14 protein-coding genes are annotated in these 17,495 nt (G+C 58.6%); 10 read left to right on the top strand and 4 right to left on the bottom strand.

Going from position 1 to position 17,495, the window contains the following annotated elements:
• Nucleotides 1-1,136, bottom strand: a 1,136-nt coding sequence (locus DW49_RS0122735; RefSeq protein ID WP_024421423.1) for a sigma 54-interacting transcriptional regulator, incomplete at its 3' end; no start/stop codon positions are given.
• 128 nt (nt 1,137-1,264) lie between these two features.
• Between DW49_RS0122735 and hmpA the strand changes: the two genes are divergently transcribed.
• The 5 genes from hmpA to tadA all read left to right on the top strand — a co-directional run bounded on the left by hmpA (nt 1,265) and on the right by tadA (nt 8,612).
• The gene (gene hmpA, locus DW49_RS0122730) at nt 1,265-2,524 is read left to right on the top strand and encodes an NO-inducible flavohemoprotein (protein ID WP_005615826.1); all 1,260 of its coding nucleotides are present in this window, start codon (nt 1,265-1,267) and stop codon (nt 2,522-2,524) included.
• 321 nt (nt 2,525-2,845) lie between these two features.
• The gene (locus DW49_RS0122725) at nt 2,846-4,426 is read left to right on the top strand and encodes a phage tail sheath family protein (protein WP_005615828.1); all 1,581 of its coding nucleotides are present in this window, start codon (nt 2,846-2,848) and stop codon (nt 4,424-4,426) included.
• Between the two features lie 143 nt (nt 4,427-4,569).
• Nucleotides 4,570-6,552 carry a tetratricopeptide repeat protein gene (locus DW49_RS0122720; RefSeq protein WP_005615830.1) on the top strand — a complete coding sequence of 661 codons (1,983 nt, stop codon included), beginning with the start codon at nt 4,570-4,572 and terminating at the stop codon, nt 6,550-6,552.
• 177 nt (nt 6,553-6,729) lie between these two features.
• A complete protein-coding gene (locus tag DW49_RS0122715; RefSeq protein ID WP_003373253.1) occupies nt 6,730-8,103 on the top strand; it encodes a multicopper oxidase family protein in 1,374 nt (457 codons plus the stop codon).
• Complete coding sequence (gene tadA, locus DW49_RS0122710) at nt 8,103-8,612, top strand: tRNA adenosine(34) deaminase TadA (RefSeq protein ID WP_005615835.1); 510 nt, start codon at nt 8,103-8,105, stop codon at nt 8,610-8,612. Before DW49_RS0122715 ends, tadA begins: the two co-directional genes overlap by 1 nt.
• Here the strand turns inward: tadA and mltF are convergent.
• Complete coding sequence (gene mltF / locus DW49_RS0122705; RefSeq protein ID WP_081591424.1) at nt 8,609-10,099, bottom strand: membrane-bound lytic murein transglycosylase MltF; 1,491 nt, start codon at nt 10,097-10,099, stop codon at nt 8,609-8,611. The genes tadA and mltF overlap by 4 nt on opposite strands.
• A 212-nt stretch (nt 10,100-10,311) precedes the next feature.
• Between mltF and purL the strand changes: the two genes are divergently transcribed.
• Both purL and DW49_RS0122695 read left to right on the top strand, forming a co-directional pair.
• Nucleotides 10,312-14,208 (top strand): phosphoribosylformylglycinamidine synthase, encoded by a 3,897-nt coding sequence (gene purL / locus DW49_RS0122700; RefSeq protein ID WP_005615839.1) that lies wholly within the window; start codon nt 10,312-10,314, stop codon nt 14,206-14,208.
• 5 nt (nt 14,209-14,213) lie between these two features.
• On the top strand, nt 14,214-14,525 hold the full coding sequence (locus DW49_RS0122695; RefSeq protein ID WP_005615841.1) for a YqfO family protein: 312 nt from the start codon (nt 14,214-14,216) through the stop codon (nt 14,523-14,525).
• 134 nt (nt 14,526-14,659) lie between these two features.
• Here the strand turns inward: DW49_RS0122695 and DW49_RS0122690 are convergent, their stop codons facing one another.
• Together DW49_RS0122690 and DW49_RS0122685 are read right to left on the bottom strand one after the other, a co-directional pair.
• Nucleotides 14,660-15,223 carry a L,D-transpeptidase family protein gene (locus DW49_RS0122690; RefSeq protein ID WP_003373243.1) on the bottom strand — a complete coding sequence of 188 codons (564 nt, stop codon included), beginning with the start codon at nt 15,221-15,223 and terminating at the stop codon, nt 14,660-14,662.
• Between the two features lie 59 nt (nt 15,224-15,282).
• Entirely contained in the window at nt 15,283-15,834 is a 552-nt protein-coding gene (locus tag DW49_RS0122685) for an NUDIX hydrolase (RefSeq protein WP_005615843.1), read from the bottom strand.
• 150 nt (nt 15,835-15,984) lie between these two features.
• Between DW49_RS0122685 and DW49_RS0122680 the strand changes: the two genes are divergently transcribed.
• Genes DW49_RS0122680 through DW49_RS0122670 form a run of 3 tightly spaced genes read left to right on the top strand, consistent with a single transcriptional unit; the run spans nt 15,985 to nt 17,385 of the window.
• Entirely contained in the window at nt 15,985-16,581 is a 597-nt protein-coding gene (locus DW49_RS0122680; RefSeq protein ID WP_003373239.1) for a CoA pyrophosphatase, read from the top strand.
• 58 nt (nt 16,582-16,639) lie between these two features.
• Nucleotides 16,640-17,164, top strand: a complete 525-nt coding sequence (locus DW49_RS0122675; RefSeq protein WP_005615845.1) for a gamma carbonic anhydrase family protein — start codon at nt 16,640-16,642, stop codon at nt 17,162-17,164.
• Nucleotides 17,164-17,385, top strand: a complete 222-nt coding sequence (locus DW49_RS0122670; protein WP_005615847.1) for a DUF1289 domain-containing protein — start codon at nt 17,164-17,166, stop codon at nt 17,383-17,385. The genes DW49_RS0122675 and DW49_RS0122670 overlap by 1 nt, the downstream gene beginning before the upstream one ends.
• The last annotated feature ends 110 nt before the right edge of the window (nt 17,386-17,495 follow it).

Genomic DNA, 17,495 nt, shown 5'->3' with positions numbered 1-17,495 from the left:
GCTCCGACTGCCTGTCCAAGTGGACGTGGGGCAGGTGTCCAAGTGAGCTTGGAATGAGTGTCCAAATGATCGTGGGCTGAGTGTCCAAGTGTCGTGGAATCCGCAGCCAGGTCTCGGTTGGTGGCGGCAATCAAGCGGATATCGACCACGTGGGGCTTGTCGGAGCCTACTCGCTGAAGCTGACCGCCCTGCAGTACACGAAGCAGGGTGGCTTGCACGGCCAACGGCAGTTCGCCGATCTCATCCAGAAACAGTGTGCCGGTGCTGGCCACTTCAAATTTACCCAGCCGATTTTCGATGGCTCCCGAAAAGGCGCCTCTGACGTGTCCGAAAAGCTCGCTTTCAACCAGGTGCTCAGGAAGCGCGGCGCAATTGACCGTGATGAAGGGTTTATCCGCTCGCGCCGAGAGATCGTGCAGCCGCTGGGCAACCAGTTCTTTACCTACTCCGGTTTCGCCGGTAATCAACACCGTGAGGTCGCTTGAAGCGACCAGATCGATTTCAGAGATGAGTTGCCTGAAACTTTCGCTGTTGCCGATCATTTCAGGCTTGGGCCTGCGTGCAGAGAGTCGGTAGGCTTCTGCCCGTTTCCGTTCTCCGGCAACGGTGCGCAACAGATCATCGAATCGGGAGGCTGCCACTACGGTCGCCGCCGCGAACATGGCAAAGGTCTCGACGGTTTGCAGATCCTGCTCAGTGAACTGCCCCACGGTCAGGGCGTCCAGGGTCAGAACCCCCCAGGTTTTGTCATTGATCCGCAACGAGCAGCCCATGCAGTCGTGCACGGGCAAGGCGCTTGAACCGATCAGTCCGTCATAGGGGTCCGGGAAATCACAGTTCGGGGGGAACAGCACGGCCCCCTTAGCTTCAATGATCGCGTTCAGTCGAGGATGGTGTGCGACACGGTACCGTCGGGCCATTGCGTCACTGGCCAAGCCGTGCGCTGCGACAGGAACAAGTTCGCCCTGCTCCAGGCGCAACAATGCCAGAGCATCCGAGGGGACCAGCTCTCGCAACGCATCCAGCACGCGGTAATAACGCTGTTCGGCAGGCAGCTCTACGGCTAAATCACCCAAGAGCGGAAGGAGGGCGTGCAACGCCTTCAACTGATGAGTCGAAATGACATCTTTTTTCACGGATCAGGTCTTAATAACACAGTCATAAAGACTCTATACGCCTTCGACTTGCTGGTTTACAAGGCTTTTATGCCTGGCCCGGCGGTTGCTCTACCCAAGGTATAGATTCTTATCCTGTGGAGCCCACCATGCTGACCTCAACCCAGCGCGACATCATCAAAGCAACCGTGCCTCTGCTAGAAACCGGAGGGGAAGCGCTGATCACTTATTTTTATCAACTCATGCTCGACACGCACCCTGAAGTGCGTCCGTTGTTTAATCAGGCGAATCAAGCTAACGGGTCGCAGCCCCGTGCGCTTGCCAATGGCGTGCTGATGTATGCGAGGAACATCGACAGGCTCGAAAACCTGGGCGGGCTGGCGAGCCAGATAATCAACAAGCATGTGGCACTACAGATCCTTCCCGAGCATTACCCAATTGTCGGCGCCTGCCTTTTGCAGGCTATCCGCGAGGTACTGGGCGCAGAAACCGCAACAGATGAAGTCATTGAAGCGTGGGCCGCAGCCTATCAACAGCTCGCAGACATCCTCATCGCCGGTGAGCAGAGTGCCTACGACGCCATCGCTGCTGCACCGGGCGGCTGGCGGGGTGCCCGTCTATTCACCGTCCAGCGAAAGGTGGCCGAAAGCGCTGAAATTACATCGTTTTATCTTGCGCCTACTGATCATCAGCCCGTTATCAGGCACAAGGCCGGGCAGTACATCGGCGTGCGGCTCATGATTGATGGCCAAGAGGTGCGACGTAACTATTCGTTGAGCGAGCAGGCTGACGGTGCTCTATACCGAATCAGCGTCAAGCGTGAGCAGGGCGGGCGCGCGTCTACTTATCTGCACGATCATGTAGAAGAGGGAAGCACACTCGATGTGTTTCCTCCTTCCGGAGATTTCACGCTTAACGAACATAGCAAACCACTGGTACTTATCAGCGGCGGCGTCGGAATCACGCCAACGCTGGCAATGGCCAAGCAAGCGCTGGAGTCTGGCGAACGATCAGTCACCTTCATTCACTATGCCCGTAATGGTCAGGCGCATGCGTTCTCAGGCCTCCTGCGAGACTGGCAACAACGCTATCCGCTGTTCAAGGCGCATGTCGTTTACGCGGAGCGGGTCGATCATGAGGTCTACACGCCGGACGCCATTGGCTTTCCCTCACTCATTCACCTTGAACAATGGCTGCCTGCCAACCGCGATATCGACGCTTATTTCCTGGGCCCCACACCCTTCATGGCATTCATGAAACAGGCCTTGAAGGAGGTGGGAGTACCAGAGAGCCAGGCCCGGTGTGAGTTTTTCGGCCCGGCGCAAGCCTTTGGCATGAAGTTGCAAGGCAAACGCCCAAGAGAGGCGCTGAAGAAGACCTGCAAATGGGTATCCTGCAAGGGCAAATGATAAAGCTCGCCACGACCCGCTCAAAATAATACTCCGGGGTTGCTTTGTCCGTATTTTGCAGGCAAAACGATAACATCCAGGCACACGCGAACTCGTAAAAACAGGCAAACCCCACTCCAGGGTTCTGGCGTACGGTTGCAGGCTCTCTCAACAGGGCAACCTGCTGAGCGTACTTCAGTAAAAGGCCTGCCGACACCGAGGCCGTTAACCTGATCCAAGTCCGGCGATCCGCGATCGCCGCGCGATGTGGGCCATGTACGTTTACGTGTGATACCTGCAAGGCTGCAATCCGTTAACTCTCAACTCCATCAAGGACGAGCAATGGCTTCCAACTATTCAACGCCAGGTGTGTATATCAATGAGGTTAACGGCTTTGCCAACTCGGACGTACCGATAGCCACTGCCGTGCCTGCCTTTATCGGTTACACACCGAAAGCGGATTACCAGGGCAAGTCGTACTATGACAAGCCGCAAAAGATCTCTTCGTTCGCAGAGTTTCAGGCATTCTTCATGCTGAGTGACCTGCCGCCGCCAGCTGATCCTGCCAGGCAGTACAGTCCGCACTATTACCTGGTTCAACAGAGCTGCCTCCCGACATCTGGCCAATACCTGGTGTTGAACAATCAGTATTATTCCGTCCTGCCAGACCCGAGTACGATCTACTATCTTTACAACAGCGTGCGCCTTTTCTATCTGAATGGCGGCGGTGATGCTTACATTGTGGCAGTCGGCCCCTATGGCCCTCCCGGCAAAAAACCTGCAACCGACCCCAGTGCGCCGGTGGTCAATCCCAACGTCCAGCTGGCTGATCTACAGCGCGGTCTGGCCCTGCTTCAGAATGAGCAGGAGCCGACAATGTACATCTGCCCTGAGGCAACGTTATTGTCCGTGGCCGACAATGGCGCCTTGATGCAGAGCATGTTGTTGCAGGCAGACGAAATGAGCACTGCACTGTGTATTTTCGACATTATCGACGGTGCCAATCCCGACCCTGTTTCTTATACTCGGGATATCCAGACATTCCGCGACAGCGTCGGCAACACCGGGCTTAAGTACGGCACCAGCTATTATCCGTTCGTTGGCACCACGGTCATGCAGCCGTCGGATATTGACTTCACCAATCTGTTTGGTGGTGACGCGACCCCGCTGGGCCCTTTGTTGAATCCGCCGTCGGCACCCAATCCTGCGGTCGCTACTCTGCTGGAAATGATCCAGAAGCCACCCGCCAACCCGATGACCAACAGTCAGCTGCAGGCCGCGCTGCTTGTTGCCAGCCCGCTCTACAGCCAGATTGTGAATCACGTGCTGTCGAGCGCCAACACGTTGCCTCCAAGCGGCGCCATCGCGGGAGTCTATACCGTCAACGACAATAACCAAGGGGTGTGGGGTGCGCCTGCAAACGTCGGCATCGTCGGCGCCGCCAGCCTGCCGATTTGCTTGTCGGAATCACAACAGGAGCCGCTCAACATTGATGCCGTTTCCGGCAAGTCAGTGAACGCAATCCGCTTTTTCAACGGCCTGGGCATTCTGATCTGGGGTGCTCGCACGCTGGACGGCAACAGTCAGGACTGGCGTTACCTGTCCGTGCGCAGGACCATGACCTACCTTGAGCAGTCGGTCAAACTGGCCACGCGCCAATACATCTTCAGCCCGAATAAGGCCGACACCTGGTTGGCGGTTAAAAGCATGATCACCAGTTTCCTGGTGGGTGTCTGGAGGTCAGGTGGCTTGCAGGGCTCGTCGCCTGCGGATGCCTTTCAGGTCAACGTCGGGCTGGGCAGTACCATGACGGCCGATGATGTGCTCAATGGCTACCTGCGCGTTTCCGTTCTTGTGGCGACCGTCAGACCTGCTGAATTTCTGGTCATTATGTTCCAGCAAGAGCAGGCGAAGTCTGTCTGACAGGAGCACTCAGCAACGCTCGGCTTTATTTACTGACGATTGAGTGCCTGGAGCAACAAGCACGGATGCCAATCATCCTTGCTTGAAGTTTCCGCAACTCATCGTGTTCTGCCCACTCACCCGAAACCGTGGCGACTCTATCTATGTTCAAACGCATTCTGTCCGCTCTCAGTGGCAAAAAGTCTCCAGCGCCTGCAGAGACTCCTGCTCGGCACTCTGATGCAGCAGCGCCGGAGTTAAATGAGGGCGAGTTGATCACCGTTTATGACAGCCACGGGCGTGAGATGAAGATCACGCGCAACGAGTGGCGCGACAAGGTGTTTCTGCCCAACCTGCAACAGCAGTGGGGCAATGCGGATGAGCTCTACAGCCTGATTGTCTCGGGTTTGAACGACGGGCTTGCGGCTGATCTGCTTCCTGCGGCCAAGCGCTTGGTTGAAATCGACGATAACTCTGAGCGCAGTTATGTTGTTCTCGCAATCGTGCTGATGCACAACGCTCAGCTTGATGCCGCTGAAGCCACCCTGCGTGCCGGGATGGCGAAAGTCGGTGTGTCCGGGATTTTGCTGACCAATCTGGCCAAGGTTTTCGCCGAGCGTGGTGATCAATCAGCAGCCGAGTCAACGCTCTGGCAGGCGGTCGAAGCCGATCCGAATCAGGAGAATGGCGTGCTGTGGTGGTTGTCCATTCAGCGGGAGCGCGGCGGCGAGGCGGCCTACGTCGCTGCACTTCGAACAGTGGCGGCGTTGCCTGGCAGTTGGCGTGCGCAGTTGTGGATGGCGCGCCATTATCTGCAACAGCAGAACGTCGAGCAGGCGCGCGTGCTGTATGACGAAGTGCTGGCGGGTGGTCAGTTTGACCGTAGCGCGTTGCAGATGATCTCGGGGGACCTGGGCAACAATGGCCACATCCCGCTGATGGTCGAACTTGTCGGGCCTGCTTATGATGAGCACAAACATGATGCGACGGCAGGCCTCAACTTGCTGCGTGCCTATCAGGAACTTGGCAGGGTAGACGAGGGCGAGGCGTTGCTGAGTCGCTTGTACGCACTCGGTTTTGCACCGATCAAAAGTCACCTCGACCAGTTTGCGCACGCTTTCGAGGACGTGCGCAGGCAGGAGGACAAAGGCATTCCGATTGATCCGGCCAACATGACGATCAATACCGTGGCGCTGACCAGGCCGGTCTGGCACTACGGTTTGCGCAATGCTGACTGGCTTTTCGCGCAGAAGCCGGAAGGTGCCCCGCAAGTGGGTTTCTTTGCCTTGTCCAAAATCATGGAGAAAGAAGAGCGTGCTGAATCGCAGCGCGAGGACGATGTCGGGCGCTACACGCGGGCTATTCCTTTGTATCTGGCTGAGTCGGCTCACTACTGGAGTGACTATGCAGCCAATTGCTATGTTCAGGTCGCGGAGGGCGCGGGGCCGGTCGTATCGGGTGTTGAAGCCGATGGCAATGACCTGTTCGATATCGTGCCGCCAACCACGAAGTATTTCGTAACGGGCGAAGTGGGGTGTTCGGGCGAGGGCGATCAGGCTCAGTGGCGGATTTCACTGAGCCTGTGGAATTGCACGACCCGTACCCGGCAAACCGTTGAAAGCGGCAGTGCAGGCAAGGCAGAACTGGGTGGGCTGATACTGGATCTTCAACAGCGCTTGCTGGCCGGTATCGGGCTCAAGCGTGAACAGCCAATGGATGTGTTTTATCAGCAGCCTGTCGCCGAGGTCTTGCCGGTGTACCTGACCCAGTTGGGCCAATCGTTCATGCTCACGTTACTGGCGAACGATCATCTGCCCAAGTCGTCGATGTGGGGTGAGCGGGCCATGCTCGAATGGCCGCTGAATATGGCGCTGCAGTGGCCTCAGATAGAAACGGCGAAGCTGATGTACATCTCCGGATTGGGGAAAGCGCTCGATTACAAGTCGGACATACTGGGTGAATACAAACGGCGCAGCCTGGAATTACTGAACGAACTGCAGCAGGCCAACAGTCCCGCATGGCGCCTGGCACCGCTGATATGGAAAGCGTTTGGCATGCAGGCAGAATTACAGGACTTCAGTGCGAAGTTGCCGCCTGACACGAGCCCTGCCTATATCGCCTGGCTTGAACGGGTCAATAAGTTATAACTGCCTTCACGACTGTAAAGGCCGGCACGGGCATTACGGTCTTGCCGGCTTTTTTACGACTCGACGTCAGTTCGCACCCTCCACCCTTATCTTTCCCCAAATGCAGGTGTATCGTATTCGCCCCTCGCGTCTGCCTGCAGATGCCTCCCGTTTTCGTTTCCTGAGGTTGCGCCGTTCATGTCCTTCACCCGTCGTCAGATCCTCACAGGCATCGCCGGTCTTGCTGTAGTCGGCCTTGGCGCAGGGGGGGCTTCGCGTTACTGGATGGGGCGCCGTGAGTCGCAAGCGGGTTCGGACTTCGTGCTGATAGCAGCGCCCCTGGACATAGAACTTGTGTCTGGCCACAAGACGCCTGCCTGGGCGTTTGGCGGTTCTGCGCCGGGCACTGAGTTGCGCGTGCGGCAGGGCGAGTGGTTGCGCTTGCGCTTCATCAATCAGTTGCCGGTCGAGACGACCATTCACTGGCATGGCATTCGGCTGCCGCTGGAGATGGACGGCGTGCCGTATGTGTCGCAGTTGCCGGTCAAACCGGGTGAATACTTCGATTACAAATTCCGTGTGCCGGATGCCGGCAGCTATTGGTATCACCCGCACGTCAGCAGCAGCGAAGAGCTGGGCCGTGGGCTGGTCGGGCCGCTGATCGTCGAAGAGCGTGAGCCGACCGGTTTTGCCCATGAGCGTACGGTCAGTCTGAAAAGCTGGCATGTGGATGAAGTGGGCGCGTTCACCGAGTTCAGCGTGCTGCGTGAAGCAGCGCGTGAAGGCACGGCAGGGCGGTTGTCTACCTTGAACGGCGTGCCTCAGGCCGTCATCGAACTGCCTGCCGGGCAGATCACTCGTGTGCGCCTACTCAACCTCGACAATACCGTGACCTATCGGCTCAACCTGCCGGACGCCGAGGCACAGATTTATGCGCTGGATGGCAACCCGGTCACGCCGCGCCCGTTTGGTGACGAGTACTGGCTGGGGCCGGGCATGCGCATCTGCCTGGCGATCAAGGCTCCGCCTGCGGGTGAGGAAATCTCGTTACGCAACGGCCCGGTGCGTCTGGGCACGTTTCGTTCGGTTGCCAACAGCGATGCGCCCGGCCAGTGGCCACCTGAGTTGCCGGCCAATCCGGTGGCCGAGCCCGATATGGATAACGCCGAGAAGATCAATTTCAACTTCGAGTGGGTCGGCTCCATGTCGGTCAACACCGACAACGGCAAGCCGCCGAGCCTGTGGCAGATCAACGGCGAAGCCTGGGACATCACCGACAAGACCTGCGCTGATCGTCCCATCGCCAAATTGAAGCTGGGCAAGAGTTACATCTTCGAATTGAAGAACATGACCCAGTATCAGCACCCGATTCACTTGCACGGCATGAGTTTCAAGGTGATCGCGTCCAATCGGCGCAAAATCATTCCGTACTTCACCGACACCTTCCTGCTGGGTCGTAATGAGCGGGCGCGGGTGGCGTTGGTGGCGGATAACCCCGGCGTGTGGATGTTTCACTGTCACGTGATCGATCACATGGAAACCGGCCTCATGGCCGCCATCGAGGTGTCGTGATGCGCCAGCCGCTAATCATTGACCGCAGCAACGATCAGCACTTCATGCGTGAAGCGCTGGCGCTTGCCGCGCAAGGCGCACTGCTGGGCGAAGTGCCGGTCGGCGCAATCGTGGTGCAGAACGGCGAGATCATCGGCCGTGGTTACAATTGCCCGATCAGCGGCAGCGACCCGAGTGCGCATGCCGAGATGGTCGCCATTCGTGACGCCGCCAGGGCGCTGGACAATTACCGGCTGCCGGGCAGCACGCTCTACGTGACGCTGGAACCGTGCAGCATGTGCGCCGGTTTGATCGTCCATTCGCGGGTGGCCCGTGTGGTTTACGGGGCGCTTGAACCCAAGGCGGGCATCGTCCAGAGCCAGGGGCAGTTTTTCAGCCAGGGCTTTCTCAATCACCGCGTACTGTTTGAAGGTGGTGTGCTGGGCGAGGAGTGCGGGGCAATGCTGAGCGAGTTTTTCAGGATGCGCCGGGCGGCAAAAGATGCAGGTAAAAGCCCCGGCAGCGTTTAGAGCGTCGGTTTGTCCGGGCTGTTGCTGGTCGGTTGCGCAGGAGGTGCTGGCGGCTGTGTTTTGTCGACGCCGGGAACGTGCAGGTTGCCATCGGCGACCTGGCTGCCCTCAAGTTGCGGCTGCGTGACCCAGGTCAGAATGTCGTAGTAGCGGCGAATGTTGGCGACAAAATGCACAGGCTCGCCGCCTCGGGCATAGCCGTAGCGCGTTTTGCTGTACCACTTTTTCTGTGCCAGACGCGGCAACATTTTTTTAACGTCCAGCCATTTATTAGGGTTTAGCCCCTCGTTTTCAGCCAGTTTGCGTGCATCTTCAAGATGACCGCCACCAATGTTGTAGGAAGCAAGAGCTAGCCACGTACGATCGGGCTCTTGAATCTTGTCGTCCAGCTGATCCTTTACGTAGGCAAAGTACTTGGCACCGCCCTGAATGCTTTGCCGTGCATCGAGCCTGTTGGTCACGCCCATCGCTTGGGCGGTGTTCTGGGTCAGCATCATCAGGCCGCGCACGCCGGTTTTCGACGTGACGGCCGGTTGCCACATCGATTCCTGATAGCCGATGGCGGCCAGCAATCTCCAGTCGACCTGTTCTTTCTTGGCCGATGTCTGGAAGTGTTTCTCGTATTTGGGCAGGCGCTCCTGCAGGTGCTGGGCAAAGGTGTAGGCGCCGACATAGCCGAGCACGTCAACGTGACCGTAGTAGCGGTCCTTGAGGCGCTGCAGCGTGCCGTTTTTCTCGACCTTGTCCAGGTAAGCATTTATTTCGTTGAGCAGGCTGTTGTCTTCACCCGGTGCCACCGCCCAGCGCTGCTCACGGGCTTCGCCCAGGTCAAACGCCACACGCACATTGGGGAAGTACACCTGGTTCATCGCCAGTTCATTGGAGTCGACCAGCGTCAGGTCAATCTGGCCTTCATCGACCATACGCAGGAGATCAACGACCTCTACCGCGTCTGATTCTTCATATTCGATAGCGGGGTTCTGCGCCTTGAGCGCTGCAAGCTGCTCGGCGTGCGCGCTGCCTTTGAGGACCACAATGCGTTTACCCACCAGATCGCCGGGGTCGGTAGGGCGCGACTGGCCGTTGCGGTAAACAACCTGAGGGGTGACTTTCAGGTAAGAGTGCGAGAAACGCGCCTGTTGCTTGCGCTTTGACGTCTCGATCAGGCCCGCTGCGCCGAGCACCGGGCCGCCCGGTTTGTTCATCTGATCGAACAGATCGTCCAGATTGTCGGCTGTTTCGATCTTCAGTTCGACGCCCAGATCGTCGGCGAAACGCTTGACCAGCTCGTATTCGAAGCCGGTTTCACCGTTGCGATCCTGAAAATAAGTCGCCGGGCTGTTACGGGTGATCACGCGCAGCACACCGTCCTCCTTGACTCGCTCCAGTGTGGTGGGTTTCTCCACACAGGCGCCGAGCATCAGGAAGAGTCCGGTTGCGATGAGCCACTTGGCGCAACGTGGGCGGAAATCTGGTCTGAAGAACATCGGTGCAGTATACGCAAAGCGCACCGGGTGCCATATCTCGACAGTGAGGCTTGCGTCTGATAGGCGAGGGCGCTTTAGCGGCTTTTTCGGCTTTTTTTGAGCGGGGCGACATTTGGGCGCACGGGATGCCGCCGTTTTGGGTGATCAACGTCCCGGTTTAGGCTAGAATATTTGGCCTCAAAGCACACCCCCCTCTCGAGGCTGTCCCGAAGATGTTGATCCTGCGCGGTGCTCCTGCCCTTTCTGCCTTTCGCCACAGCAAATTGCTGGAACAACTGAAACAAAAAGTTTCAGCTGTCAGTGGTCTGTACGCCGAATTCGCCCACTTCGCTGACGTCAATGACGTGTTGACCGGCGAAGAACAGCAGGTTCTCGACCGCCTCCTGAAATACGGCCCGAGTGTGCCGGTTCAAGAGCCTGCCGGCCGTCTGTTTCTGGTGTTGCCGCGTTTTGGCACTATTTCACCCTGGTCGAGCAAGGCCAGCGACATCGCCCGCAATTGCGGCCTGACGAAAATCCAGCGTATCGAGCGCGGGATTGCCTTCTATGTAGAAGGCCAGTTCAGCGATGCAGACGCTCAGGCCATTGCTGACAGCCTGCACGACCGCATGACGCAGCTGGTATTGGGCGACCACGCGCAGGCCGCCGGCCTGTTCAGCCACGCCGAGCCCAAACCGCTGACCGCTGTGGATATTCTCGGTGGTGGCCGCGCGGCGCTCGAAAAAGCCAACGTCGAGCTGGGCCTGGCCCTGGCTGAAGATGAAATCGATTACCTGATCACCAGCTTCAACGGTCTGGGGCGCAACCCGCACGACATCGAACTGATGATGTTTGCCCAGGCCAACTCCGAGCACTGCCGCCACAAGATTTTCAACGCCAGTTGGGATATCGACGGCCAGAGCCAGGAAAAAAGCCTGTTCGGCATGATCAAGAACACCTATGAAATGCACAGCGAAGGCGTTCTGTCCGCTTACAAGGACAACGCCTCGGTGATCGTCGGCAGCGTTGCCGGCCGTTTCTTCCCGGACCCTGACACCCGCCAGTACGGCGCGGTGCAGGAGCCGGTGCATATTCTGATGAAAGTCGAGACCCACAATCACCCGACCGCCATTGCGCCGTTTCCGGGCGCAGCGACCGGCTCCGGTGGCGAGATTCGCGACGAAGGTGCAACCGGTCGCGGTGCCAAACCGAAAGCGGGCCTGACCGGTTTCACCGTGTCCAACCTGCAGATCCCAGGTTTTGTGCAGCCTTGGGAAGTGCCTTACGGCAAGCCCGAGCGCATCGTCACCGCGCTGGACATCATGATTGAAGGCCCGCTGGGTGGCGCGGCGTTCAACAACGAGTTCGGTCGCCCGGCGTTGACTGGCTACTTCCGTACCTTCGAGCAGTCCATTACCACACCGCATGGCGATGAGGTGCGTGGTTACCACAAGCCGATCATGCTGGCAGGCGGTATGGGCAATATCCGCGAAGATCACGTCCAGAAGGCCGAAATCACTGTCGGCTCCAAGCTGATCGTGCTCGGTGGCCCGGCCATGCTGATCGGTCTGGGCGGCGGTGCAGCCTCTTCGATGGCAACCGGTACCAGTTCTGCAGACCTGGATTTTGCTTCGGTTCAGCGTGAAAACCCTGAAATGGAGCGTCGTTGTCAGGAAGTGATCGACCGTTGCTGGCAGTTGGGCGACCGTAACCCGATCAGCTTCATTCATGACGTCGGCGCTGGCGGCCTGTCCAACGCCTTCCCCGAGCTGGTCAACGATGGCGATCGCGGGGGCCGTTTCGAGCTGCGCAACGTGCCCAATGACGAGCCGGGCATGGCCCCGCTGGAAATCTGGAGCAACGAATCCCAGGAACGTTACGTTCTGGCCGTCGGCGTCGAGGACTACGAACGCTTCAAGGCCATCTGCGAGCGCGAGCGTTGCCCGTTTGCGGTGGTCGGCGAAGCCACTGCCGAGCCGCAACTGACCGTGACCGACAGCCACTTCGGCAACAGCCCGGTTGACATGCCGCTGGAAGTCTTGCTCGGCAAGGCGCCGCGCATGCACCGTTCGGTTGCGCGTGAAGCCGAGATCGGCGACGACTTCGACCCGAGCACGCTGGATATCGAAGAAAGCGTACAGCGCGTCTTGCGTCACCCGGCCGTTGCCAGCAAAAGTTTTTTGATCACCATCGGCGACCGCAGCATCACGGGCCTGGTAGCCCGCGATCAGATGGTCGGTCCTTGGCAGGTGCCGGTTGCCGACTGCGCCGTGACCGCGACCAGCTTCGACGCCAACACCGGTGAAGCCATGGCGATGGGCGAGCGTACCCCGCTGGCCCTGCTGGATGCTCCGGCGTCCGGGCGCATGGCGATCGGCGAGACGCTGACCAACATCGCGGCTTCGCGCATTGAAAAGCTGTCTGATATCAAACTGTCGGCCAACTGGATGTCGGCGGCAGGCCATCCTGGCGAAGACGCACGCCTTTATGACACCGTGAAAGCGGTCGGCATGGAGCTGTGTCCGGAACTGGGCATCACTATTCCGGTGGGCAAGGACTCGATGTCCATGAAAACCCGCTGGAGCGACAAAGGCACCGAGAAGAGCGTGACCTCGCCGCTGTCGCTGATCGTGACCGGCTTTGCGCCAGTGGTCGATATCCGCAAGACCCTGACCCCCGAGCTGCGCATGGACAAGGGCATCACTGACCTGATCCTGATCGACCTGGGTCGTGGCCAGAACCGCATGGGCGCGTCGATTCTCGCCCAGACCCACGGCAAACTGGGGCTTGTGGCACCGGATGTCGATGACGCTGAAGACCTGAAGGCCTTCTTCGCCGTGATTCAGGGCCTCAATTCAGATGGCCATATCCTCTCCTATCACGACCGTTCCGACGGTGGCCTGCTGGTCAGCACGCTGGAAATGGCCTTTGCCGGTCATTGCGGCCTGAACCTGCACCTCGACGGCCTGGCCGACAATGTTTCCGAGCTGAGCGCCATCCTGTTCAACGAAGAGCTGGGTGCGGTCATTCAGGTGCGTCAGGACGCTACGCCGCTGGTATTGGCGCAGTTCAGTGCTGCCGGGCTGGAAGATTGCGTCGCTGTTATCGGTCAGCCGATCAACAATGACGAAGTGTCGATCAGCTTCCATGGCGAGCCGGTATTCAGTGGCCAGCGCCGTCTGCTGCAACGCCAGTGGGCCGAGACCAGCTACCAGATCCAGCGTCTGCGTGACAACGCCGAGTGCGCTGATCAGGAATTTGACGCACTGCTGGAAGAAGACAATCCAGGCCTGACCGTCAAGCTGGGCTTCGACGTCAACGAAGACATCGCCGCACCGTACATCAAGACCGGCGTGCGTCCTCAGGTCGCCGTTCTGCGTGAGCAGGGTGTCAATGGTCAGGTCGAAATGGCCGCAGCCTTTGATCGTGCCGGTTTCAATGCGATTGACGTGCATATGAGTGACATTCTGGCCGGTCGTGTCGATCTGAACGACTTCAAGGGCATGGTTGCCTGTGGCGGTTTCTCCTATGGCGACGTGCTGGGTGCCGGTGAGGGCTGGGCCAAGTCGGCACTGTTCAACAGCCGCGCCCGCGATGCGTTCCAGGGCTTCTTCGAGCGCTCCGATAGCTTCACGCTGGGTGTGTGCAACGGTTGCCAGATGCTTTCCAACCTGCACGAACTGATTCCGGGCAGCGAGTTCTGGCCGCACTTTGTGCGTAACCGCTCCGAGCAGTTCGAAGCGCGCGTGGCAATGGTTCAGGTTCAGGAGTCGGCGTCGATCTTCCTGCAGGGCATGGCCGGCTCGCGCATGCCGATCGCCATCGCTCACGGCGAAGGGCACGCGGAATTCCGCAACGACGATGCACTGCTTGAAGCGGACGTGTCCGGTACTGTGGCGCTGCGTTTCGTGGACAACCACGGCAAGGTCACCGAAAGCTACCCGGCCAACCCGAACGGCTCGCCGCGCGGTATCGGCGGCATGACCACCCTCGACGGTCGCGTGACCATAATGATGCCGCACCCGGAGCGCGTCTTCCGCGCGGTGCAGAACTCATGGCGTCCTGAGGACTGGAACGAAGACGCCGCCTGGATGCGTATGTTCCGCAATGCGCGGGCGTGGGTTAACTAAGGCGCATGTACAAACTTGCCTTCTTTGTTCCACCAAGCCATGTGGACAAGGTCAAGAACGCCGTATTCGCTGCTGGGGCAGGGCGAATCGGCGCTTACGATCAATGCTCGTGGCAAGTGCTCGGCCAAGGCCAGTTCCGCCCGCTGGATGGCAGCCAGCCATTTATCGGGCAGGGTGGAGTGGTCGAGTTGGTGGAAGAATGGAAGGTCGAGTTGGTCGTGGCGGATGATCTGATTCAGCAAGCGGTGCTGGCGCTCAAGCAGAGCCATCCCTACGAAACGCCTGCTTACGAAGTATGGCGGCTGGAAGATTTCTGAAGCTGGACGCAGAGCGTCGGAAATGCGTCACCACGCTGGAGCGTGGGGACGATAGTCATCCTGTGACTACCGTTCAGAGTTATATATAAGTCTCGTGGAAGCGAGCTTGCTCGCGAATGCGCAACGCCGCACATTCAAGGCCGAATCTCGATCATCGTCCCGTCTTTCACCAGATCCCAGATTTCCCGCATGTCGTTGTTCTTCAGCGCGATGCAGCCGTTGGTCCAGTCCAGCGTATGGAAATACCATTCCGGGTACTCCTCATCCACCGGCGTGCCATGGATCATGATCATGCTGCCCGGTTTCACACCTTCACGACGAGCACGTGCCGAGTCCGAGATGTTCGGGTAGGAAATGTGCATCGACAAGTTGTAGTTATTGCTGGGCTTGCGCCAGTCGAGCCAGTAAAAGCCTTCCGGCGTGCGCTGGTCGCCTTCCTGCAACTTGGTGCCTGTAGGGTTTTTACCCAGCGAGACGCGATACGTCTTCAGGGCTTCGCCGCCGCTGATCAATTGCAACTGACGTGCAGACTTGAGCACCAGCACCTTGTCTATCTTCTTGCTGGCAATACTTTCGGTGTTGATGACTTTGTTATTGATGATCTTTTGTTCGCTGCCCTTGGGCACGATGGTCTGAGTAAACGCAGCCTGCGAAAGTGGAATGAACGACATACAGAAGAGGGCGAGCAGCCAGCGCATTACGATATCCCTGAAAGCGCTTTTCGATAAAAAGCGCCGATGGTGTTTGCGAACCCGTTTCAAGTGTCCAGCAGTGGACGTGACGGAGGAAGGGCGCTGGTATGAACCGGGTAGACCTGCTGACGCCGATCCGCGAAGAAGTATTCTAGGGTACGCCCGACCGTCATGAAAGCCAGGTCTGCCCACGGAATGTCGGCTTCGTCGAATAACTGCACTTCAAGGCTCTCGATACCTGCAGCAAACGCTTCGGTGGCCATTTCTGCCCGATAAAATACGTGCACCTGATTGATGTGCGGCACGTCAATCAACGTATACAGGTGCAGTTCAGTCAGTGTGGCGCAGGCTTCTTCCAGCGTTTCGCGCCGCGCAGCCTGTTCGATGGTTTCGCCGTTTTCCATGAAACCGGCCGGCAGCGTCCAGAAACCCAGGCGTGGTTCGATGGCCCGGCGGCACAGCAGAACCTTGTCGCCCAGCGTCACCAGGCAGCCCGCGACAATATTGGGGTTCTGATAATGAATGGTCTGGCAATGCTCGCAGACGTACCGCAGACGGCTGTCGCCTTCGGGGATACGCTGGATAACGGTGTTGCCACACTGGCTGCAAAGTTTCATGGGGTCAGTCGGTAGTGAACGCAGTCGCTATCTTGGCCTGTCGTGCAGCAGATCGGCAACCTTTCGTATCTGATGAGTTGTCCAGCGAGGGGTTGGGCGCGCCGCCGCTTTGGTGCATGATGCCAGGCAGGCAACAGATCGAGATTTCCCATGCTGGATGAGCTACTTCGCCGTGTAGTCAGTCATACGCCAGAAACCTTCGACTCGGATCGACAATTCCCCGAGGCGGCTGTTCTGGTGCCTGTCACCCGCAGTGAACAGCCCGAACTGATCCTGACCTTGCGTGCCAGTGGTTTGTCGACTCACGGTGGCGAAGTTGCTTTTCCGGGCGGTCGTCGCGATCCGGGTGATCCCGATCTGATCTTCACGGCCCTGCGCGAAGCCGAGGAAGAGATAGGTCTGCCTCCGGGGCTGGTCGAAATCATCGGACCGCTTAGCCCGCTGATCTCCAAACATGGCATCAAGGTCACGCCTTATGTGGGGGTTATCCCTGACTTTGTCGAATACCGCCCCAACGACGGCGAGATCGCGGCGGTGTTCAGTGTGCCGCTGGAGTTCTTTCGTCAGGACACCCGCGAGCACACTCACCGTATCGATTACGAAGGTCGCAGTTGGTACGTACCCAGTTATCGATACGGCGAATACAAGATCTGGGGGCTGACCGCGATCATGATTGTCGAGCTGGTCAATGTACTGTACGACACCAGGATCAGCCTGCACCATCCGCCCGAGCGCTCGACCAACTGATTCAAGTCTCGTCCATAACAATTCGTACCTACGAGTACGCTCGGCCCGAGGAGGCTGCATGAAATTTCGCCTGGGAGATTCCAGTGTCCAGACCGATCCGCAGAGCTGGGTTGCGCCCAGCGCGGTGCTCATCGGCAATGTGAAGCTTGAGGCTGGCGCCAGTGTCTGGTTCAACGCGGTGCTGCGCGGCGATAACGAACTGATTCACATCGGTGAAAACAGCAACGTGCAGGATGGCACGGTGATGCACACCGACATGGGCTCGCCGCTTGCGATCGGCAAGGGCGTGACCATTGGCCATAACGCCATGCTGCATGGGTGCAGCGTTGATGACTACAGCCTGATCGGCATCAATGCGGTGATTCTCAACGGGGCAAGGATCGGAAAATACTGCATCATCGGCGCGAATTCGCTGATCGGTGAAGGCAAAGTCATCCCCGATGGCTCGTTGGTCATGGGTTCGCCGGGTAAAGTGGTGCGCGAACTCACCGACGTGCAGAAGAAAATGCTGGAAGCCAGCGCCGCCCATTACGTACACAACGCCCGGCGTTACGCCCGTGACCTGGCCGTGCAGGAAGATTGATGAGTACTGATTCCGTAGTTGAAAAACCAGTCCGTTCTCCCTGCGTCAGCATCTGCGCGCTGGATGAACAGGATATCTGCACCGGGTGCCAACGCACCGTTAGCGAGATCACCCAGTGGAGCCGGATGAGCAACGACGAGCGCCGAGTGGTGCTGGGCCTGTGCGACGAGCGTGCGAGGGCCAGCGGAATGATGTGGACGGTGGGCGGGTCACGCCGATAGTTGAGATTTGAGTTATCGTTCCCTACGCTCCAGCGTGGGAATGCAGTTCGCGACGCTCTGCGTCGCCAAGAGGACGCGGAGCGTCCTGAACGGGATGTCGACGCGGAGCG

Source organism: Pseudomonas avellanae BPIC 631 (assembly GCF_000444135.1).
GTDB lineage: Bacteria > Pseudomonadota > Gammaproteobacteria > Pseudomonadales > Pseudomonadaceae > Aquipseudomonas > Aquipseudomonas avellanae.
The sequence above is the reverse complement of the archived record's forward strand: the minus strand, read 5'-3'. Positions and strand labels throughout refer to the sequence as shown.